The organism is Mesorhizobium sp. B2-4-13, assembly GCF_006658535.1.
GTDB classification, from domain to species: Bacteria; Pseudomonadota; Alphaproteobacteria; order Rhizobiales; family Rhizobiaceae; genus Mesorhizobium; species Mesorhizobium australicum.
Window position 1 is genome coordinate 250,388 of sequence record NZ_VFVB01000008.1, and the last position, 21,079, is coordinate 271,466.

Genomic DNA, 21,079 nt, shown 5'->3' on the forward strand with positions numbered 1-21,079 from the left:
ACGCGGTCAGTCGAGAATGATGCGGATCGCCCGATCGACGACCGGGTGCAGGCCGCTCGCCTGGAAGGAGAGGCGATTGCCGGAGCCGACATTGCTGGTCATGGCGATGGTGAGGTCCGTCTCGGGATCGTGCAGCATGACGGCGACATAGCCCGGAATGCTGCCCTGGTGCCCGTAGAAGGCGCGGTCCGCATAGGTGCTCTGGAACATGCCCGCGCCCGTCTCGCGCATGCGGGTGCCGGGGAAACTCGCCGGCACGCGGTGTTCGAACATCTCGGCGAAGAACGGCGGCGACAACAGTCCGCCGGAGAACAGGCCGCGCATGAAGCCCACCATGTCTGACGGCGTCGACACCATGTCGCCGCAGCCATAGGCGGCGCCGAAGGGGAAGGAGTCGGAGGAATCCTGCAGTTCATTGGAGTAGGGCAGCACGCCGTCCATTTGCCACATCTCGCCGCCCGAGGCGATGTCGGTGGGCGCGTTCGGCGCCCGCGGCGGCCGGTGGTAATAGCCGCGCACCATCGATTTATCGGGGAAGGCCTCGGTCGCCGGCGACCAGGTGTTGTTCAGGCCGAGTGGCTCAAGGACCGCGCTTCTGACATAGGCGCCCAGCTTCTGGCCGGTGACGGCCTCGATCACCATGCCGGCCAGGACATAGCCGGTGTTGTTGTAGACGGCCGGTCCGCCCGGTGGCTTCTGTTTGTCGGAGGCAAAGGCGATGTCGACCAGCTGTTGCGGCGTCCATTGCCGGCTCGGGTCCATTGGAATGTTATATTCGAATTCCGGCAGGCCGCTGCGATGGTTGACCAGCTGGCGTACCGAAATGGTTTTGGCGCCAGGCAGGTCCGGGAACCAGGAGGCGATCGGCGCGCCGAGGTCGAGCTTGCCGGTCTCGGCGAGCTTGACCAGGGCCGCGGCGACGAAGGTCTTGGTGCAGCTGCCGATCTTGAACAGCTGGTCCGACGTGACGGGCGTGCCCGGCGCGCGATCGGCGAGGCCTGATGTGAGGGCGGTTGGTGTGGTGTCACCCCTGGCATAGGCGAGCGACGCACCCACCGCGCCATCGGCGATGTAGGTGGCGAGAAGAGCGTTCAGGTCTTTTGGCATGGTGGTCTCGCTTTTTGTGGATCGCGGGATCTTCGCAAAATCGGCCGCGTAGGGGCCGGATTAGGGGGACACCCAGCGTGACAAGCCTCACTCCGCAATATCGACGGCGGCGAAATTCTGCCGGCCGAAGGGGTCGAGCACGTAATTCAGCACGCTCTTGCGGATCGGGATCGCCACCATCGAATGGGCGATCGGCGCCACCGGCACCTCGGCCTTCAGGATGGCCTGCGCCTTTCCATAGATCGCGGCGCGTTCCTTCGGCTCGGCGGCAGCGCGGCCCTCGTCGAGCAGCTTCTCGAAATCCTTGTCGCACCAGCGCGAGCGGTTGGAGCCGCCCTTCACGCCGTCGCAGGAGAGCAGATAGCTCAGCATGTTGTCGGGATCGCCATTGTCGCTGCTGCCGCCGAGCAGGAAGGCGTCCTGTTCGCCCGCCGCGGTGCGCTTGAGGTATTCGCCCCATTCGAAGCTGACGATCTCCGTGTGCACGCCGATCTTCGCCCAGTCGGCCTGGATCATCTCGGCCATGCGCTTGGCGTTGGGATTGTAGGGGCGCGACACCGGCATCGCCCACAGGCTGATCTTGAGGCCGCTTTCATGGCCCGCTTCCTTGAGCAGTTTCTTGGCGCCATCGGGATCGTACTCGATGCCGGCATCGGTGACGGCGCCGAGCTGCGCCGGCGGCACGACGCTGCCGGCCACCGTGCCGGCGCCGGCATAGACCGCATCGACGATCGCCTTGCGGTCGACGGCCTTGGCCAGTGCCGTGCGCACGCGCACGTCGCCCAGCGGCTGGTGCTCGACATTGAAGCCGAGAATGCCGATGTTCTGGCCCTTGAGATCGAGAACCGTGATGTCCGGATCGCTGCGCAGGTCGGCGACGGCACTTGGCGGCGGCGGGGCGGCGACCTGGCATTCATTGGCCTTGATGCGCTCGACGCGGGTAGTCGGCTCGGGCGTGACGGCGAAGACCAGCGTGTCGATCTTCGGCGCGCCGCGCCAGTAATCCTTGTTGGCGGCGTAGCGGACCTGGCTGTCGGGCACATAGGCCTCAAGCATGAACGGGCCGGTGCCGACCGGCATGCTGTCGATCAGCTCCGGCGTGCCGGCCGCGACCATCTTTTCGGTCTGCTCCAGCGACAGGATGGAGAGATAGTCGAGTGCCAGCCCGGCCAGGAATGTGACGTTGGGAGCCGTCAGCGTGAAGCGCACGGTGTAGTCGTCGACCTTGTCTATTCTGTCGATCAGCGTGCCCATGCCCAGCGCGTTGAAGTACTCGTAAGAGCCGCCGCCAAGCTTGTGATAGGGATTGTTGGCGTCGCGCTGGCGGTTGAAGGTGTAGAGCACGTCGTCCGCGTCGAAGTCGCGCGTGGGCGAAAAATGCTCGTTCGACTGAAACTTCACGCCGTGCCTGAGATGGAAAGTGTAGGTCTTGCCATCAGGCGAAACCTCCCAGCTTTCTGCCAGCGCCGGGCCGACCTCGGTGGTGCCCGGCTTGAACTCGACCAGCCGATTGAAGATCGTCTTGGCGGCGGCGTCCATGGTGGAATCGGCGATGCCGATCGCCGGGTTGAAGGTCTCGGGATTGGCTTCCGAACAATAGACCAGCGTCTTGGCGTAGGCCTGTCCGCCGAGAAGGACGGATGAGGCCAGAAGGGACGTGGCCAGAAGGGACGGGGCAAGCACCGCGCGCAGAGATTTCATCGCAAACGCTCCTGATGACACATTCGGGGTTGAGGGAAGGAACTTCATGGCGTCGCCGCCGGGGAAAGGAAGCGATCGGGCGCCAGCGCCCCAGCGGTGACGCCGAGCGCGGTGACATCGTCGGGCAGCGGCTCGCCGCGCATCAGCGCCGCGCTCAACCTGGCCAGCGTCAGCGACACCTGAAAACCGTAGCCACCTTGGCCGCCGAGCCAGAAGAAGCCGGGCAGGCGCGGGTCGAAGCCGGCGACCGGCGTGCGGTCGGGAGCGAAGGTACGCAGGCCCGCCCATGGCGTCGACGGGCGGCCGATGCGCATAGACGTCGCCTGTTCAATGCGGTCGACGGCGATGGCGACGTCGATATCCTCGGGATACGCATCGCAAGGCTCGGAGTCCGTCTCGTCGGCAAGCGAACCGATCAATCTGCCGGCATCGGGCTTGAAGTAGAACTGCTCGTGCAGGTCGACCACCAGCGGCCAGCCGGCGATGTCCAACCCGGCGGGCGGATCGAACAGGAAGGCGGTGCGCCGTTTCGGCTGGAAGCCGAGGCCCGGGAGCCCCACCATGCCGGCGACGACATCGACCCAGGCGCCGGCGGCGTTGACGATGATGTCAGCCGAGTAGACGCCGGCGCTTGTTTCAACCCGAAAAGCGCTGCCGTCGCGTGAGATGGCGCGGACCTCCTCGCCGGTGCGGATGGTGCCGCCGCCGGCTTTGAGCTTGGACGCGCAGGTCGCAAGCATCTTGTCCGTGTCGACATCCACCGCGTCCGGCTCATAGACGCCGCCGCATGTGGCTTGCTGGGCAATGACCGGAACCAGCGCGTGGAGCTCGGCCGCCGAGAGGCGGCGCACTGATGGCACCAGCGCCTGCAAATCACGAGCCAGCTTGTCGATGGCGGCATCGTCACCGGTCCATCCGACATGCAGCGCGCCACGCCGGTGGGCGACGAAACCGCCCTCGACGATTGCCTGCCGGCTGGCCAGCGTCAGCCCGCGCACGAGGCGGTTGCCATAGGTCTCGGTGAACAGAGCGGCGGAGCGTCCGCTGGCGTGGTAGCCGAGATGCGGTTCGCGCTCGATGACGGTGACTTCGGCCGAGGCCGCCACCTCGGCGGCAAGTGAGAGGCCGGCAATGCCGCCGCCGATGACGACAATCTTTTGGAAGGACTTTGACTGCATTCATCAGTCGTAAAAATAATTTCGTATCCAGTCAATATTTAGCGTATAAGAAAATTTCGATGTTGTTGATGGCTGCGGGGAGTTCGACTACCTAGGGTGGAGCGGCGCGATCCCGCGCCTTGGAGCTGGCAATGTCGGAGCAACCCAATCTCGGTGATTGTCTGCGGGCTTTGAGAAAAACCCATGGCTGGACCTTGCAGGAGGTCAGCGCGCTCACCGGCGTCGCGGTGTCGACGCTGTCCAAGGTCGAGAACGACCAGATGTCGCTGACCTACGACAAGCTGCTGCAGATCTGCGAGGGGCTCGGCATCCATGTGACGGAACTGCTCAGCGGCGACCGCAAGCAGCCGGCAGCGCGCACCCGCCGCTCGGTCACCTCGCAGTCCAACACGCTGCGCCAGCTGACCCGAAATTATGACTACCGGTATCTCGCCACCGACCTGGTGCGCAAGCGCATGGTGCCGATCCACGCCTGTGCGCGCGCCCGCACGCCGCAAGAATTCGGCCCGCTGACCAGGCATGCCGGCGAGGAATTCCTGATCGTGCTCAAGGGCGAGATCGAACTGCATACCGACCAGTACGCGCCGGTGCGGCTGAAAGCGGGCGAGAGCGTCTACATCGATTCCACCATGGGCCACGCCTATCTATCGGTGGGCGAGGGCGACGCCGAGATGCTGTGCGTCTGCTCCGGCGACGAGCCCGACATGGAAGGCACGCTGCTGAGCGAGCTGGAGACGGTTGAAGGATAGGGCGCAGCTCACCGCGCAAGTTTTCTGCAGCTCGATTCAGGCTTTCTCGTTCGAACTGCGCGGCGAAACCGGCTATAGGACCGCTGAAACCGTAGCTCCCGCCAATCTGAAAAGGAAATCCGATGAGTGTAGAAAAGACAGCCGTCATCGTGGCCGGCGGCAGCGGCATGGGGGCGGCGGCGGCCAAACGGCTGGCGGCGGATGGTTTCAAGGTCGCCATCCTGTCCTCGTCCGGCAAGGGCGAGGCGCTGGCCAAGGAGCTTGGCGGGCTCGGCGTCACCGGCTCCAACCAGTCGAACGACGATCTGCAGCGGCTCGCCGACCTGACCCTGGAGCGCTATGGCCGCATCGACGTGCTGGTCAACAGCGGCGGCCATGGACCGCGCGCGCCGATCCTGGAGATCACGGACGAGCAGTGGCACACCGGCATGGACGTCTACCTGATGAACGTCATCCGGCCGGTGCGCATCGTGGCGCCGCAGATGGTCAAGCAGAAGGGCGGCGCCATCATCAACATCTCGACGGCCTGGGTAGCAGAACCGAACGCGATGTTCCCGACGTCGGCCGTGTTCCGCGCCGGCCTTGCCGCCTACACCAAGATTTTCGCCAACACCTACGCGGCCGACAATGTGCGCATGAACAACGTGCTGCCCGGCTGGATCGACAGCCTGCCCGCCACCGAAGAGCGCCGCGACAACGTGCCGATGCAGCGCTATGGCACATCAGAGGAGATCGCCGCGACGATCGCGTTTTTGGCGTCGGACGGGGCAGGGTATATTACCGGGCAGAATATCCGCGTGGATGGGGGTGTGATCCGGGCGCTGTGAGAGGCGGCTGGCGGCGATCCCATACCTCTCAGATTAGCCGAAGCCCTCCCTCCCTTCGTCATCCTAGGCGTAGCAAGGAGCGAAGCGACGCCGCGCAGACCCTAGGATCCATGCCGCGACGTGGGCCGAAAAAATACGGCGAACGAGGATAGTCCCCGGACGGGTTGGCGGTTACCGTCAACGCATGACCGGCTATGTTTACATGACCGCGAGCCAGAAGGGCGGCACCATCTACATCGGTGTCACCAACGATCTCGGTCGCCGCATGCCGGAGCACAAATCCGGCGAAGGTTCGCGCTTCACCAGGCGCTACGGTGTGCAGCGGTTGGTCTGGTACGAGGAACATTTCGACATTCGTGACGCCATTCAACGCGAGAAATCGCTGAAGCGCTGGTCGCGACAATGGAAGATCGAACTGATCGAGAAGACCAAACCGGAATGGTTCGAGCTGTTTCGCGGAACAGGTTGGTCGCGGTTTGATGGCGTTTCGTCGGAGGTTGGAGCCAGGTTCGGCACAGTTTTTACCCGTCGCAAGCGTCGCGGCATGGATCCTAGGGTCTGCGCCGCGTCGCTTCGCTCCTTGCTCCGCCCTAGGATGACGAAGCGAGGGAGGGCTTCGGCTAATCCCCACGTCAACTAGCGACCCTTACGACGTGGCTTCCCAGTTCACTGCGACCGCTTCGCCGCCTGATCCGCATCCGTCAGCGTCTGCAGAAACGCCACGATGTCGTCGATCTCGGCATCGTCGAGCGCCGGCTTGTCGCCGGGTTTCTTGCCGTCGAAGGGCGGGTCTTGATTCAGGTTCGGCCAGTAAGCCTTTGGTAAATCGTCATATTTGTCGACCGTACCGTAAGCGTTTTTCGGGTACCAGCGGCCGGGATCGGTGTCGCGGCTGGCGTAGAAGGCCACCGCTTCGCGCAGCGTGTGGAAATATCCGTTGTGGAAGAAGCTCTTGCGCAGCGCCACGTTGCGCAGGCTCGGTGTCTTGAACAGGCCGCAATAGTCGGTGCGGCCACGGAAATCGGTACGCAGGGGACCGCACAGGCCGAGATCGACATAGGCCGGGTCGGCGTTGGCCGGGATGGCCGGATTGCGCGGCACGGCGATGGCGATGAGGCCGAAATCGGTGAATTGCGGCGGCTCACCGTCATTGGCCGGTTCGCTGAGGTGGCAGGAGGCGCAATTGCCTTTCGCCTCGTCCTCGAACAGGGCGCGGCCATGCAGTTCCCGCGCCGATAGCGTCGCCTTGCCGGCGAGGAAGGCGTCGTAGCGGCTGGAATAGGGGTAGAAGTCGACCGCGCTCTGCTCGAACGTGCCAAGCGCCTCGGCGGCGGCGTCGAAGGCATCGTCCGGGCGGTCGAAGACATCGTTGCCGAAGGTTGCCTTGAAGTCATCGGCATAGGCTGACTTGCGCAAGGCGGCGGAGACCGCCACGGCATCCTTGTTTGCCATCTCGAACGGCGAGAGCAGGGGGATTTTCGCCTGGTCCACACCGTGATCGGCGCGGCCGTCCCAGGTCAGACCGCCGGTCGGGCCATTGTCGACGCTCTCGTCGCCCTCGTCCTCGGAATCGTGGAAATGCTCGGTGAAGGCGGGCGCCGCCTCGAGGTAGCGCAGCGACGGCACCGCGCGCACGCCGGACTGGTCGAGGTTCGGGCCGCCCATCTCGACGGGAGATGCCGAGGCCGGACCGAAGGCATGGCGCGGATCGTGGCAGGAGGAACAGGCCTGTTTTCCCGAAGCCGAGAGCGCCGGGTCGAAGAACATCTTTCGCCCCAAGGCAGTCAGCGCCTCGGCGCGTGCGAAGGCTTGCGCACGCGACAGCGGACCGGGATCCGGCCCCGCCGTATTCGCAGGCGCGGCAAAGCCAAAGGTCGAGATCGCGGCACTCGCGATCACCAGGCTTTTCCATCGTCTCGTCATCATGGGGCACGGTCCGCTTTGGCCCGGAAATAAGAACGCAGTGCAACGGATTGATGACCGGTCCCAGTGCTCACGAAACCGTGTTCGCCGCGGCGGCGGATGTCACAAAGGTGACAAGGCATCCACGTTAGCTGCCCATGGTTCCCGCGCCATAGCCCCATAGCCCCATAGCCACAGTCAAGCCACGAGGTCTTCCCATGACGAGGCTCAAGTTCCTTACTTCCTTCTGTCTGGCCGGTTCGGCCTTGTTTCCCCTTGCGGCCGCCAATGCCGCCCCTCCCGGCTTCGACAAGATCGACACCGTCGTCGTCATCTATGCGGAGAACCGTAGCTTCGATAATCTTTATGGCGGCTTCCCCGGCGCCAATGGGCTGGCCAATGTCTCGGCCGACCAGGCGCGCCAGCTCGACCGCGACGGCAAGCCGCTGACCGAACTGCCGCCGGCCTGGGGCGGGCTGACCGGAAAGGGCGTCACGCCCGTGGTGACGGAGGCGCAGACCGCGCATCTCGCCAACGCGGCCTTCGCCATCGACGATCCCAAGGGCTTCAACGAAGGCACCAATGTCATCACCCACGATTTGTGGCACCGTTTCTACCAGGAGCAGATGCAGATCGACGGCGGCAAGAACGATAAATTCGTCGCCTGGGCCGATTCCGGCGGGCTGGTCATGGGCCATTATGACGGCTCGAGCCTGCCGATGTGGCAGGTGGCGAAGAAATATGTGCTGGCCGACAATTTCTTCCAGGGCGCCTTCGGCGGCTCCTTCCTCAACCATTTCCAGCTCGCCTGCGCCTGTACGCCGGTCTATCCGCATGCCGACACGAGTCCGATCAAGGGCCAGATCGCCGTGGTCGAGGCCGACGGAACGACCTTGAAGGTGGCCGACAATTCGCCGCCGTCGGCGCTGGGCGGCGTGCCGAAATTCGTCAATGACGGCGCCATCACGCCCGATTTTTACGCCGTCAACACCATGCAGCCGCCCTATCAGCCGAGCGCCAACAAGCCTGCCGAGGGCGGCGACAAGGCGCTGGCCGATCCGGCCGCGCCCACCACGCTGCCGCCGCAGCACGACATCACCATCGGCGATCTCCTGTCGCTGAAGGGGGTCGACTGGGCCTGGTACGCCGGCGCCTGGCAGACGACGCTCGACGGCAAGAACGCCACGCCGGTGCCGAACTTCCAGTTCCACCACCAGCCGTTCAACTATTTCGCCGCCTACGCGCCCGGCACGGCAGCGCGCACCGAGCATCTCAGGGATGGCGGCCTGGATGGCGCCGAGTTCATCAAGGCGATCGACGACGGCAAGCTGCCGCAGGTCGCCTTCTACAAGCCGCAGGGCAATCTCAACGAGCACTCAGGCTATGCCGACGTGACATCGGGCGACCGGCATCTGGCCGACCTCGTCGCGCATCTGGAGAAGAGCCCGCAATGGAGCCACATGCTGGTCGTCGTCACCTATGACGAGAATGGCGGCTTCTGGGATCACGTCGCGCCGCCCAAGGCCGACCGCTGGGGCCCGGGCAACCGCATCCCGGCCTTCATCGTCTCGCCCTATGCCAGGATGGGCACGGTCGACCACACGCAATACGATACGACATCGATCCTGCGCTTCATCACCGCGCGCTACGATCTGCCGGTGCTGACGGGCATCGTCGCCCGCGACAAGGCGCTGGCCGCCAATGGCGAGCCGCCGATGGGGGATCTGTCAGCCGCGCTTGATCTCAGCCGCTAGGGCGGAGCGAACCGCGAATACGCCGCCGCGCCGCGAGGCGCGGTGGCTCAGCCGCCATTGACCAGGGCAAGAATGAGCTTTTGCAGATTGCCGCCCTGGCCGAGTTCGATGCGGTCGAAATCGCGGCTTGCCTGCCGCTGCGCCTGCGAAAGGGCGGACAGGCGTTTGGTCATCTCGACCCGGATCTTGCTGCATTTGGGATCGTCGGGAACGGTGAGGCCGACCGTCGCCGCCTCGATCTTGCGCGCCATGTCGACAATGGTCGCGCCATGCACCTTTTCGTGGGCGCTGACGCCTGCAAGGAAAACCTCCCAGTTCTTCTGGATGGCGGACGGCAGCGGCGAGGAGGGGCTGGGCAAGGTGTAGGTGATGATGAGCTTTGGCTTGGCCGAGACCAGCACGCAGGCTCCGGCACGCGGCTGATAATCCCTGGTCCAGGTCAGCTTGAAATTGGTGTGAGCAATGGCGCGGGTAATGCCGACATTCGGCCCGTTCTCGCCAATCGACCGGTAGAGCTCGAGCCCGGACTGGCCTGAAATGGCGTAGGTCTCGACCTTCTCGACAGGCTTCCACTCGGCATGCGCCGCAAGCGGCAAGGCCACCAGGGCGGCGGTCGGAAGATACAGGCGAACACAGGCTCTCAACACTGCTCTCTCCGAGGCGCGCGGCCTTGCCATTCAGGCAACGCTATTCAACGGCTTTTCCTATATGCTGCCGGCGGGCGCTGCAAATGGCCCGGAGGGGGAAGTCATGAGAAGAAATCTCGTTGCCGCCGGTGCCTTGGCGGCGGTGCTTGGCTCGCAATCGGCCTTCGCGGCATCCTGCGGCGGCTGGAGCGCCAAGATGGAGGAAGACGAGGGCGGCAGCGTGCTGACCGCTTCGGTCTGCGGCGGGCCGAAGGGCGACGCCTATCTGATGCTCAATTGCTACGACAAACCGGTGCTGAGCTACGATCTGGGCGCCAGCGGCCAACAACTGGAGCCGGGCATCAGCGGCGCTTTCGACTTCAAGGCCGACGGCAAGACGGTGACGAAAACCCTGCAGCTGGAGGCGATGTACAATTATTTCGTGGTCGATCTGGAGAAGGGGGACCCGCTGCTCGACCTGTTGCGGTCCAAGGGGGACGTGTCGGTCAGCGCTGCCAAATATGGTTCGATCAGTTTTGCGCTGAAGGGTTCCAGTGGGGCAATCGGCAAGGTGCTGGCGCAGTGCGGCAAGGCGAAGCCCGCGGGCGACGGGGATTGAACCTCGAGAGGTTGCGCCCCCCTCGTTGTCCTGCCGCCCATTGATCTCCATTCCATCAGCGGCTTGCCGCCGGCGCCGGGCGGCCGTATCTCACGTCCATGACCGACATCCAATTCCGCAAGGCGCAAGCCTCCGACTTGGCAGCCATCGTCGCCATGCTCGCCGACGATCCGCTGGGTGCCGCCCGCGAAGACGCCTCGTTGCCGTTGGCGCGGGGTTATATCGATGCCTTCGACGCCATCGATGCCGATCCCAATCAGCTGCTTGCCGTGGCCGTGGATGGCGCGGAGGTAATCGGCACCTTGCAGATCAGCTTCCTTGCCGGTATTTCGCGCAAGGGCGGCTGGCGCGGGCAGATCGAGGCGGTTCGCGTTGTCAGCGGCAGGCGCTCCGACGGCGTCGGCAAGAAGATGTTCGAATGGGCGATCGACGAGTGCCGGGCGCGGGGCTGCGGCCTTGTGCAGCTCACCACCGACAAGGGGCGAGCGGATGCGCACCGCTTCTATGAAGGGCTCGGCTTCAGTGCCAGCCATATTGGTTACAAGAAGAGCCTTTAGCGGAAACCCGTGCCGGTTCGGGCCTGGCGGTGACTGGCGTATAGCGGAAGCCCTTCAGGCACTATTCAAATCGCCTGGCAAAGCGGATATAGGTCAGTCAGGTTGACCTATTGTAAAAACGTCCGGGGAGGCGTGTCGTGACCCTTTTGAAGCTTCTGGCCTCGCGCTCATCGCGCATGAAGGCCTCCGAAATCCGCGAGCTGTTGAAGCTGCTCGACCAGCCCGACATCATCTCCTTCGCCGGCGGCATTCCCGATCCGTCGCTGTTTCCGGCGGACGCCATCCGCGATGCCTATGCCGACGTGCTCGGCGGCCCGGAAGCGGGGGCAGCACTCCAATACCAGGTTTCGGAAGGCTATCTGCCGCTGCGGCGCTGGCTCGCCGGGCAAATGGGCAAGCTCGGCGTGGCCTGCGACGAGGCCAACATCTTCATCACCTCCGGCTCGCAGCAGGCGCTGGATTATCTCGGCAAGCTGTTCCTGTCGCCAGGCGATACCGCGCTGGTGACATGGCCGACCTATCTCGGCGCGCTGCAGGCCTTCAACGCCTACGAGCCCCGCTATGACCGGCTGCGGCCCGAGGGCGGCAACATGACGCCCGAAGCCTACCACACTGCCGCCGCCGCCAATGGCGGCAAGGTGAAATTCGCCTATCTGGTGCCCGATTTCGCCAACCCGACCGGCAACACGCTGGACCGAAAGCAGCGCGAAGCGGTGCTCGACCTTGCCGGCGAGCTCGACATCGCCGTCATCGAGGATGCCGCCTACCGGGCGCTGCGCTATGACGGCGAGGGTGTGCCGCCGATCCTGGCGCTCGACTGCATCAGGTCCGGCGGCATCGACAAGGCGCGCACGCTCTATTGCGGCTCGTTCTCGAAAATTCTGTCGCCGGGCATGCGTGTCGGCTGGGTTTGTGCGCCGCGCCGCGTGGTGGAAATGCTGGTGCTGATGAAGCAGGCTTCGGACCTGCACAGCCCGTCCGTCAACCAGATGGTGATGCACCGCGTCGCCGAAGCCGTGTTCGACGGCCAGGTGGAAAAACTCATCGGCGCCTACCGCGAGCGCCGAGACGGCCTGCTCGGCGCGCTTGAAGCCAACATGCCAGAGGGGGTGACCTGGAGCCGTCCGGAAGGCGGCATGTTCGTCTGGGTGACGCTGCCGGAAGGCACCGACGCCACGGACCTCCTGGCACGGTCGGTGAAGGAGGCGCGGGTCGCCTTCGTGCCGGGCAACGCCTTTTACGCCGACGGCACCGGGCGCAACACGCTGCGGCTGTCGTTCACGCTGGCCACCCGCAGCGCGGTGAGCGAGGGCATTCCCCGGCTGGCGGCGCTGCTCAAGGGTTAGAGCAAATTCCACGAAAGTCTCAAATGGTTTTCCCGGGAGAGCGCCCAGCGCTTTCCCCGGAATTGCGTAATAGCAAAGAGCGGCATGCGCCTAAGCCGGCACGTTCACCAGCTGCTTGAGCTTCGCAAGCCTGGCGCGGGCGAGCTTGCGGATCGGCCTTTGGAAACCCTCTTCGCCGGCTTCGACGACGAAGACCAATGTCTTGAAGTCCAGCATGAACTCGTCGATGGCCCGCGTCGTCTGTTCGGACCTGTCCTTGAACCGGCGCAGCAATGCGTTCGCTTCCTCGATGGCATCGGCATTGGCGCCGTCGACCAGCGCTTCAAGCTTCTGAAAACAATCCAACCGAAAATTCTCCCGCCGCGCCTCCAAACTTGCCATCGGTGCAAAAGTTCCATCGGGCTCGAAAAATTGTCGCTGGTTGTCAGCAGAGGCTCGCGCCCCGCGTTGACGCCCTGCCAACCGCGCCTAAATTCGAGGCCTTGCGAGGAGGCGCTTTCATGGAAACCCAGGAATTGCATCGCGGCCGGCTCATCGACCACCTCCAGCTCGTGGTCCGGGATCTCCCCGCCAGCCGGCGTTTCTACGAGGCGGTTTTCCAAGTCCTTGGTGTCCCGATCGGCGGCACCGGCGAGGATTATTTCTGGGCCGACGAATTGTTCATTTCCAGCGCCGACAGCCGGGCCGCGCTGGGAAAGCTGACCGGACGTCATCATCTGGCCTTCCAGGCCAGGGATCACGCCATGGTCGATGCCTTCTACAAGGCCGGGCTCGAAGCCGGCGGCACGGACAATGGCGCGCCTGGCGAGCGGTCCTATCATCCCGGCTATTATGCCGCCTTCCTGCTCGACCCGGACGGCAACAACATCGAGGCCGTCCACCACGGCCCGGCCAACCGCAGCGCCGCGTCGGTGAAGATCACGTTCTAGGAGCAATCGGTCGACCGCGTCGAGGCGAGGTGATTCCGATGCCGCATTTCCGGGGTATTTCGGAGACTCGGACGCCACACCGGCGAATCCGATCGGATTCTTGACCTGGGCGGCACTGAAATTGTCCTGCGGAGCATGGATGGCGCCGTCTCTGGACAAGAGGCAAATCGGTCCCATACGGTGCGGCTTCAGGGAAGACGCGTGCGCGGGAAAGGCCGGTTGCTCGTTGAAAAAGAACGTCTTCTCTTCGCTCGATCTGCCGTCGCATCTCGACGACCGCGCGCGCTTCTCGCTCTGGCAGGACATTCATGTCGCCGAGATCTGGTCGGTCGAATATGCCATCTCCGGCAATGTGCCGTTCCAGGCGGATATCGAAGCCACCGCCATCGGGCCGCTGGTGCTCGGGCGGATGGCCGGGACGATCAAGCATGCGAGCCGCAAGACGCACAACATCGCCGATGACGGCCGCGACGGCTATCTGCTGCTGGTCAACGATGGCGACACCAGGCTGAGCGGTGTGCAGACCGGCCGCGACTACAGCATCGGCAGGGGCGAAGGCGCGCTGGTCTCGGCTTCGGAAGCGCTGGAAATGACCGGCGGCGACCGCAATGTCTGGACCAATGTCGTGGTGCCCCGCGAAATCATGGAAAATGCCTTCGCCCATGTCGAGGACCGCCTGGCGCTGACCATCGGCGTCGACAATGAAGCGCTCGACATGCTCAAGCGCTATTGCGGCTTCCTGGAAGCGGGGCCGGCATTGCTCTTGCCCGATCTTGTCGCCCATGCCACCGAAACGATCGTCGACCTGATCGGATTGGCGACGGGCGCCAAGGGCGAGATCGCCGAGCTGGCGGGCGTGCGAGGCCTGCGCGCGGCAAGGCTGCAAGCCATCCTGCAGACGATGCGGGACAATTTCGCCGATCCCGGCATCTCGGCCCAGCACATCGCCCAGCGTTTGCGGCTTTCCGCGCGCTACGTCCATGATCTCCTTCAGGAAACGGGCTCGAGTTTCGCCGAGCATATTCTCGAACTGCGCCTGCAGAGGGCCCACCGCATGCTGCGTGACCGGCGCAACGACCGCATGCGGGTCAGCGAGATCGCGCTGTTGAGCGGCTTTTCCGACGTCTCCTATTTCAATCGCTGTTTCCGCCGCCGCTTCGGCTCGACGCCGAACGCCGCCCGTTAGAGCGAATCGTCGCTTCACGGAATCGATGGCCGCTCTAACTCCTTGTTTTCCGCAATTCCGGGCGGAAGCGCGATACCAAAGACAAGGACTCGAAGCGATCAGTCGTCTTCGAACCGATCGACTGATGCCGAACGGCCACACCGATCGCCCGAATGCCGCAGCGCTCTCCACGACAATTCCAATGCGGCTCAGCCCAAGACGCCGCCCGTGAACAATGCAAAACCTCGACGATACCCGGTCGCCGCGGAGTATTTCCACGGCCGGGGGAAGCAACATCATTGGGGTAGCAAACAGTGAAAACGATTCTTCTCGCCACCATCCTCGCGCTTGCGCCGGTCGGCATGGCGTCCGCGGCGGACGTCAATGAAACCTTGCCGGTTGCTGCCGGCTATGACTGGTCCGGCCTCTATGCCGGCGTTCACTTCGGTTACGTAGCCGGGAAATCCAATCTCTTCATCGGCGGCGCCGGCATTGGCGGCACCGACGTCAATGCTGCCTTCGATCCGGACGGTTTTATTGGTGGCATCCATATCGGCGTCAATCAGGAATTGGCGAACCATTTCGTGCTCGGCGCCGAGGCTGACCTTGCCTACAGCAATGTCGATGCGGTGGGGACCTTCGCCGGTGCCGGCGCGTTGTTGTCGAGCGAACTCAAGTGGTCGGGTTCGGCCCGGCTGCGGGCCGGCTATGCGTTCGATCGGACCTTGCCTTATATCAGTGCCGGCGTGGCAGCGGCCAAGTATGAAATGAGTGTGGTCAGCAGTGGTCCCCTCGGTACAGTAACAATCCACGACGAAACCCATCTTGGCTGGACGGTTGGGGCCGGCGTCGAGCACGCTTTCACCGACAAATGGATCGCCCGCGTCGAATATCGCTATTCCGACTTTGGCAAAGAGGATCTCTCGGTGCCGATTTTTGGTCTTGGCACGGTTTCGAACATCGATCTCAAGACGCACGATTTACGCGTCGGCCTCAGCTACAAGTTCTGACACGCCGGTTCGAACAAAACCCTGGCGTCCGCGCCGGGGTTTTGCCTGCGCCGCGGCTGATGCTGAACGGCCACACCGGCCGGGCGGGGTGCGGCGGCGCGGTCCAGGGCAATTCCGATGCTGTCCAGCCCAAGACGCAGCCGACGATCAATGCAGCACCGGTCGGCCCGGAAGCACAACTCTATTTCGGCAATCTGATCCTCTATGGCCAGGCCAGTGTCGGCCAGCTCACCATCAGCGACTTTCATGGCGACCAATGGGGCGTACGCGCGGTGGCGCGCTACTTCGTCCGGAAGAACCTTCGCCTCGATGCGGAGCTCGACTTCAGCCGAACCGACTATAACGGCACCAACGAGGACGTGGTCGGTGCCGCCGTGCAGGCCATGTACCGGTTCGACGAAACGCCATGGGCAGTGTTCGGCGCTATGAATTCGAGCGGAGGAAATTCGAAACGTCTACGCAGGACACCAGGGCCAACAAGGTCGCCATCGGCCTGCGCGCCAGCTTCGGCAGCGATACGCTGTTCGACGAGGACCGCAACGGCGCGACCATGGACACCTATCGGGCCGCTTCGGTGATCAATACGAAGTGAGCCGGCGGCACGACTGGAAAGGCGCGGCCTGGCTTTCGCCTTCGACCTGCATGCCGAGCGGGTTATCTGACTGGTCGCACGGCCGATGCGCGTCCTGGAAAAACACGTTTTTCGCTTCGAAGGCGAGGTGACGCCGCACGGTGCGCCGACCGACCTCTTCGCTCTCGAAAGAAGGCGGGAAACAACCGGCACATCCGGTCAATGACAGGGCTGCCAGCCGCAAGCGGGCTTTTCTCGCGCCGGCACCTTCGCAAGCGGCACGAGACGGTGGAGACTGGCGCCAATCAGTTTTGTTGAGCTGTGCCTTGCGTTGCCAGATTGGTGGCTGCGGTGCTAACCGGGAAATGGCGGACGGGAATCGACCTCAAAGCAATGCGCGAGGTCTTTCCCAATAACATCCCGAACAGACCATCTCTTGCCCACCGTGGAGAAACAATTTTTATGCAAAAATCAGCCAGGGCGATCCGTGTCGCCGCGCCGTTGCTTACGATTTTGGGCATGGCCACACCATTCATATTAACAATTTCTCATATATCTTCGGCGCAGGCTCAGGAGGAATATCTTCCGACCCAGAAGGACTTTGTCGGCAAATGGCAACTCAGCGGCGCGACCACCCGGCCGCCGCGCGACATGAAGGATGCGGCAACGCCGGAACAGGAAGCGGCCGCCAATGACTTCCAGCAGACGGTGACCGCGTTCTACGGCGCGTTCGATTATCTGGAGATCACGGCGGACGGCCGCTACAATTTCCATCAGCCCGGTGACCCGGCATCGGGTTCCTGCGTCTGGTGCGGAACCTGGTCCTTCAACAAGAGTTCGCTATGGCTGGAACTGGACACGGCACCCCGGCTTGATATCTACGCCAAGGGCGGCGACATCCAGATGACCTATACCGCCGAACCCGACGAAAAATCGAAATACGCCTGGCTGGTTTTTGGCTGGACGAAGGTCGAGTAGACGCCGCGGCCCTCGACAGGTCCGAGCGGCTTTTCTCCAATCTTGTATGCTCGTATACGAGTTGAAGACCCGGGAGTTCGCATGAGTCCATGCCTGAAACCGTGCCGTTTTTCAGTCAGTGGGAGACGCCTGAGATGACGCTGGCGGTGCTCGCCGACGGCGCCGAAGCCGCGTTGCGGCGGGATCCGCTATGGCAGGGATCAGGCGCTGCCACGCTCGATGAATACACGGCCTGGGCCGCCAATGTCTGCGGCATGGCGTGTCTCAAGATGATCCTGGCGACGCGCGGCGAGATCGTGCCGACGATCGAACTGGCCAGGCGATGCACTCCGTATGGCGGCTATGTCGTCAATGAAGGCTCGATCAAGGGGCTGATCTATGCGCCCTTCGTCACCTTCGTGAAGGCGGAATTCGGCCTCGATGCCGAGGTGATGACCGATGTCGCGACGGCTGACATTCCGTCGATCCTCGGCCGGTCGCGGTTCTTCATCGCTTCGGTCAGCAGTTCGATCCGCTGGCCCGAGCGCGAGCCGCCGTCGAAGGGCGGACATTTGGTTCTGGTCACCGCCGCCTCGGATGAAGGGTTCCGCTTTCACAACCCATCCGGCCATACCAGTGCCACACAGGCCAACGCAGTGTTGGCGCCAGCCGCTTTCGACCGCTTCTTTGCCAATCGCGGCATTGCCGTCGCCATTTGATTTTGACAGATGAGGGATTTCGATGACCGGAAAGATCAGGGTTGCGATCCTCTATGGCGGGCGCTCGGCCGAGCATGACGTGTCGCGGCTTTCGGCCGCCAATGTGCTGAAGGCGATCGACCGGACGCGCTACGAGGTGGTGCCGATCGCCATTTCCAGGGAGGGCAGATGGCTGCTGCAGCCGGCGTCCGAGGCCATCGGCGAAGGGGCGGGAGCTCCAGTGTCGCAGGATGGCATGGAGATAGCCCTGCTGCCCGGCGGCAAGGGCCGGCTGATCTCAGCGTCGCCTATGGGAACGCGGGCTGACCTGGCGCCGGTCGATGTCGTCTTCCCCGTGCTGCACGGTCCTTTCGGGGAGGACGGCTCGGTGCAGGGCTATGCGGAGGTTGCCGACGTCGCCTATGTCGGCTGCGGCATCCTGGCCTCGGCCGCCGCCATGGACAAGGATGTCGCCAAGCGGCTCATGCACGGAGCCGGGCTTGCCGTCGCCCGCTCGGTCACCGTCCATCGTAACGACGTCGGTTCCTTCCAGGAGATCGCCGGGGCGCTGGGGCTGCCATTCTTCGCCAAGCCGGCGCGCCAGGGCTCGTCGTTCGGAGTGAGCAAGGTGAACGACAGGGATGGTTTCGATCAGGCCGTCGAAACGGCTTTCCGCTATGACGGCAAGGCGTTGATCGAGGAATTCGTCGAAGGCCGCGAGATCGAGTGCTCGGTGCTGCAACGGGCCGACGGCTCGCTCACGGTGTCGCTGCCCGGCGAGATCATCCCGGCCGGCAAGCACGGCTTCTACACCTATGAGGCCAAATATCTCGACGCCGACGGCGCGGTGGTCAAAGTGCCCGCCGATGTGCCGGCAGCGGTGATCGACCGGGCGAGGGAAATGGCTGGGCAAGCCTTCAAGGCACTCGGCTGCGAGGCGATGGCGCGCGTCGACTTCTTCCTGCGCGCCGACGGCTCCCTGCTGGTCAACGAGGTCAACACGCTGCCCGGTTTCACCGACATATCGATGTACGCCAAGGCGCTGGCCGCGATCGGCATCGGCTACAGCGAGGTCATCGATATCTTGATCGAGCATGCGCTGGCGCGGCACGGCGCGCGCTGATCCGAGTCAGCGGCCGCCGTATCGGATAAACCGCCCTTTGGACGGCGTGTCTTTCCACCTCTGGCTAATGTTGCTGGCCGGCTCTATATGCCCGATCATGGGACTGGCAGGGGAGGCATGGAATGGCGGCCAATCGTCGAAACGGGATGGCGTCGCCCGCGCATGGCTTGGAGGATATTCTTTCGCCCGCCGCCCCGCACCCCCGAACGTCGTTGCCCAATGTAGCCACCATCGTCACCACGGTGGCGGCGTTGTATTTCGGGCGTGAGGTTTTCCTGCCGATAGCGATCGCGCTGTTGCTGACTTTCGCGCTCGCCCCTCTTGTGTCCGCGCTCAAACGGGCCGGCATTCCCCGGATTGCCGCCGTCATCGTCAGCGTATTGGGGGCTTTCGCCGCACTTGCCCTCTTCAGCTTCATCGTCGCCACGCAGGTCAGCGAACTGGCGCAAAACATCCCGGTCTACCAGGCCAACATCCTGACCAAGGTCCGCTCGCTCAAGGAGACTGGCGTTGGGGGAGGGATCATTGCCAGGTTGAGCAAGGTGGTCGAACGTGTCGGCCAGGAGATCGACAGGCAGGAGACGTCGCCGCCGGCCGCCACCCTGGAAAAGCCGCGTGAACCGGTGCCGGTCGAGATCGTCTCGCGCGAAAGACCCTTGGAGGTTCTGCAGAACATAGTCGGGCCGCTGATCAGCCCGCTCGGATCGGCCGGGCTGATCATCGTCGTCGTCATCTTCATGCTGCTGGAGCGGGAGGATTTGCGCGACCGCTTCATCCGCCTTGTCGGGTATGGCGACCTTCACCGTACCACCGAGGCGCTTCAGGATGCCGGCAAGCGTGTTGGCCGGTACCTGCTGATGCAATTGGTCGTCAACATCGTGTACGCCGTACCAATCGCGGCCGGCCTGTGGATCCTGGGCATTCCGAATGCCTTGCTGTGGGGGCTGCTGGCCCTTGGCCTGCGTTTCGTTCCCTATATCGGCCCGGCGATCGGCATGCTGCTGCCGCTGTTCCTGGCGCTGGCCGTGGCGCCAGGCTGGTCGCTCGTGCTGTGGACAGCCGCCCTGTTCGTGGTGATGGAACTGATCACCGGCAATGTCGTGGAACCTTGGCTTTATGGCTCGCGAACCGGGCTGTCGTCCCTGGCCATCATCGTTGCGGCCATCTTCTGGACGTGGCTGTGGGGCCCGCTCGGGCTGGTTTTGTCAACACCGCTCACCGTGTGCCTGGTGGTGCTGGGCAGGCACGTGCCGCAGTTTGAATTCCTCGATGTCCTGTTTGGCAACGAGCCCGTGCTCGAACCTCATGCACGCCTCTACCAGCGTCTGCTGGCCGGTGACCCTGACGAAGCCACGGACCACGCCGAGGAGATGCTGGAAGAGAAATATCTGGTCGAGTTCTACGACAAGGTGGCCATTCCCGCCCTCCTGCTGGGCGAGCAGGACCGTGCGCGCGGTGTCATGGGCGACCAGCAAAGGCGTCAGGTGGCCGAGAGCGCCCTGGTGATGGTGGCAAACCTCGACGACAGCGCGCATGAGGAAGCAGAGGAAGAGGATGCCCCGACGGCGGCCGAAGAGGAGCCGGATGACAAGGATCCTTCCCGCGAAGACGAAACCGAACTGCCCGACGGCACGGATCTGTCGGTGCTTTGCACAGGCGGGCGCGGTGAACTGGACGATGCCGCCGCCGCGATGCTGGCACAGGTGCTGGAAGTCCAGGGCACGACGGTGTCGAAGGCCGGCTTTGCCGATATGGAACCCGCCAACATCCGCCGTCTCGAGCTCGAAACCATCGATACCGTGGTGGTCGGCTTCCTGAACCGGGATTCCATCAAGCACGCCCGGTTTCTGGTTCGCCGGCTGAAGCGGGCAAAAGCGGCGTTGAGGGTGGGAATCGTATTCTGGTCGCAAGCCGCCAATGAGGACAAGGAAGCGGCCGAAAAGCTCGCCCGTGACATCAACGCGGATTTCGTGGCGCATGGCATGGTGGACGCAGTGGTGGGCGCGCTGTCGAACGAGCCGCCAATTGCCCTCAAGCTCGTCGCCAAACGCCGGATGCGGCGACAGCGCGCCACCTCCCAAAAGGCCTCGGCGGCCTCGACCTAGCCGTGGGTGCCGGTTGATCTCCGAGACTGGGCCGATCTCGGTCGTTCACATATTGGAAGCGACATCGCGGGAGGAGGGCGACCTTGGCTTGTGTACCGGCCTCACCGTCGCGGCCTGGCGGGGGACGCGGGACACGGGTTTGACTGGATTTCCAG

General features: G+C 63.8%; 21 protein-coding genes and 1 pseudogene. 15 read left to right on the forward strand and 7 right to left on the reverse strand.

The genetic code is table 11. From position 1 onward, the window contains the following. Positions 1-6 precede the first annotated feature (6 nt). From FJ936_RS22340 to FJ936_RS22350, 3 genes are all read right to left on the reverse strand, one after another. Positions 7-1,107: a serine hydrolase domain-containing protein gene (locus FJ936_RS22340; protein WP_140791334.1), complete on the reverse strand. Its 1,101-nt coding sequence runs from the start codon at positions 1,105-1,107 to the stop codon at positions 7-9. Positions 1,108-1,194: 87 nt separating this feature from the next. Next, on the reverse strand, positions 1,195-2,808 hold the full coding sequence (locus FJ936_RS22345) for an ABC transporter substrate-binding protein (RefSeq protein WP_140791336.1): 1,614 nt from the start codon (positions 2,806-2,808) through the stop codon (positions 1,195-1,197). Between the two features lie 44 nt (positions 2,809-2,852). Next, positions 2,853-3,986, reverse strand: coding sequence for an FAD-binding oxidoreductase (locus FJ936_RS22350; protein ID WP_141906982.1), 1,134 nt, complete (start codon positions 3,984-3,986; stop codon positions 2,853-2,855). 131 nt (positions 3,987-4,117) lie between these two features. Between FJ936_RS22350 and FJ936_RS22355 the strand changes: the two genes are divergently transcribed. From FJ936_RS22355 to FJ936_RS22365, 3 genes and pseudogenes are all read left to right on the forward strand, one after another. Further along, a complete protein-coding gene (locus FJ936_RS22355) occupies positions 4,118-4,735 on the forward strand; it encodes an XRE family transcriptional regulator (RefSeq protein ID WP_141906983.1) in 618 nt (205 codons plus the stop codon). A gap of 122 nt (positions 4,736-4,857) precedes the next feature. Then, positions 4,858-5,562 carry an SDR family oxidoreductase gene (locus FJ936_RS22360; protein WP_141906984.1) on the forward strand — a complete coding sequence of 235 codons (705 nt, stop codon included), beginning with the start codon at positions 4,858-4,860 and terminating at the stop codon, positions 5,560-5,562. Between the two features lie 184 nt (positions 5,563-5,746). Further along, a pseudogene (locus FJ936_RS22365) lies at positions 5,747-6,031 on the forward strand (GIY-YIG nuclease family protein); the annotation flags it as partial. A gap of 197 nt (positions 6,032-6,228) precedes the next feature. On the opposite strand, the gene FJ936_RS22370 reads toward FJ936_RS22365, so the two are convergent. Then, positions 6,229-7,488, reverse strand: coding sequence for a cytochrome-c peroxidase (locus tag FJ936_RS22370; RefSeq protein ID WP_141906985.1), 1,260 nt, complete (start codon positions 7,486-7,488; stop codon positions 6,229-6,231). Between the two features lie 194 nt (positions 7,489-7,682). Between FJ936_RS22370 and FJ936_RS22375 the strand changes: the two genes are divergently transcribed. After that, positions 7,683-9,218, forward strand: coding sequence for an acid phosphatase (locus tag FJ936_RS22375; protein WP_141906986.1), 1,536 nt, complete (start codon positions 7,683-7,685; stop codon positions 9,216-9,218). 47 nt (positions 9,219-9,265) lie between these two features. Here FJ936_RS22375 and FJ936_RS22380 read toward each other — a convergent pair whose 3' ends face one another. Then, on the reverse strand, positions 9,266-9,862 hold the full coding sequence (locus tag FJ936_RS22380) for a DUF922 domain-containing protein (protein ID WP_224622495.1): 597 nt from the start codon (positions 9,860-9,862) through the stop codon (positions 9,266-9,268). A gap of 106 nt (positions 9,863-9,968) precedes the next feature. Between FJ936_RS22380 and FJ936_RS22385 the strand changes: the two genes are divergently transcribed. From FJ936_RS22385 to FJ936_RS22395, 3 genes are all read left to right on the forward strand, one after another. Next, the gene (locus tag FJ936_RS22385) at positions 9,969-10,463 is read left to right on the forward strand and encodes a hypothetical protein (protein ID WP_224719810.1); all 495 of its coding nucleotides are present in this window, start codon (positions 9,969-9,971) and stop codon (positions 10,461-10,463) included. 98 nt (positions 10,464-10,561) lie between these two features. Continuing rightward, complete coding sequence (locus FJ936_RS22390) at positions 10,562-11,020, forward strand: GNAT family N-acetyltransferase (RefSeq protein WP_140618044.1); 459 nt, start codon at positions 10,562-10,564, stop codon at positions 11,018-11,020. Between the two features lie 176 nt (positions 11,021-11,196). Beyond that, positions 11,197-12,366, forward strand: a complete 1,170-nt coding sequence (locus FJ936_RS22395; RefSeq protein WP_181171347.1) for a PLP-dependent aminotransferase family protein — start codon at positions 11,197-11,199, stop codon at positions 12,364-12,366. 90 nt (positions 12,367-12,456) lie between these two features. On the opposite strand, the gene FJ936_RS22400 is transcribed toward FJ936_RS22395, so the two are convergent. Further along, positions 12,457-12,711 carry a hypothetical protein gene (locus tag FJ936_RS22400; RefSeq protein ID WP_224642169.1) on the reverse strand — a complete coding sequence of 85 codons (255 nt, stop codon included), beginning with the start codon at positions 12,709-12,711 and terminating at the stop codon, positions 12,457-12,459. A 155-nt stretch (positions 12,712-12,866) separates the two neighbouring features. Here FJ936_RS22400 and FJ936_RS22405 point away from each other — a divergent pair, with 155 nt between their 5' ends. The 4 genes from FJ936_RS22405 to FJ936_RS22420 all read left to right on the forward strand — a co-directional run bounded on the left by FJ936_RS22405 (position 12,867) and on the right by FJ936_RS22420 (position 16,048). After that, positions 12,867-13,295: a VOC family protein gene (locus tag FJ936_RS22405; protein WP_015317017.1), complete on the forward strand. Its 429-nt coding sequence runs from the start codon at positions 12,867-12,869 to the stop codon at positions 13,293-13,295. 226 nt (positions 13,296-13,521) lie between these two features. Next, complete coding sequence (locus FJ936_RS22410; protein WP_140791350.1) at positions 13,522-14,481, forward strand: AraC family transcriptional regulator; 960 nt, start codon at positions 13,522-13,524, stop codon at positions 14,479-14,481. 293 nt (positions 14,482-14,774) lie between these two features. Further along, positions 14,775-15,470, forward strand: a complete 696-nt coding sequence (locus FJ936_RS22415; protein ID WP_140791352.1) for an outer membrane protein — start codon at positions 14,775-14,777, stop codon at positions 15,468-15,470. A 59-nt stretch (positions 15,471-15,529) separates the two neighbouring features. After that, a complete protein-coding gene (locus FJ936_RS22420; RefSeq protein WP_140791354.1) occupies positions 15,530-16,048 on the forward strand; it encodes a hypothetical protein in 519 nt (172 codons plus the stop codon). Here FJ936_RS22420 and FJ936_RS30575 read toward each other — a convergent pair whose 3' ends face one another. After that, a complete protein-coding gene (locus FJ936_RS30575) occupies positions 16,049-16,285 on the reverse strand; it encodes a hypothetical protein (RefSeq protein WP_181171345.1) in 237 nt (78 codons plus the stop codon). 275 nt (positions 16,286-16,560) lie between these two features. On the opposite strand from FJ936_RS30575, the gene FJ936_RS22425 reads away from it, so the two are divergent. From FJ936_RS22425 to FJ936_RS22440, 4 genes are all read left to right on the forward strand, one after another. Then, positions 16,561-17,019, forward strand: coding sequence for a hypothetical protein (locus tag FJ936_RS22425; protein ID WP_224719955.1), 459 nt, complete (start codon positions 16,561-16,563; stop codon positions 17,017-17,019). A gap of 89 nt (positions 17,020-17,108) precedes the next feature. Continuing rightward, positions 17,109-17,717, forward strand: coding sequence for a C39 family peptidase (locus FJ936_RS22430; RefSeq protein WP_140791356.1), 609 nt, complete (start codon positions 17,109-17,111; stop codon positions 17,715-17,717). 22 nt (positions 17,718-17,739) lie between these two features. Then, a complete protein-coding gene (locus FJ936_RS22435; RefSeq protein WP_140665766.1) occupies positions 17,740-18,819 on the forward strand; it encodes a D-alanine--D-alanine ligase family protein in 1,080 nt (359 codons plus the stop codon). Between the two features lie 122 nt (positions 18,820-18,941). Continuing rightward, entirely contained in the window at positions 18,942-20,924 is a 1,983-nt protein-coding gene (locus FJ936_RS22440; RefSeq protein ID WP_141906988.1) for an AI-2E family transporter, read from the forward strand. Positions 20,925-21,079 lie beyond the last annotated feature (155 nt).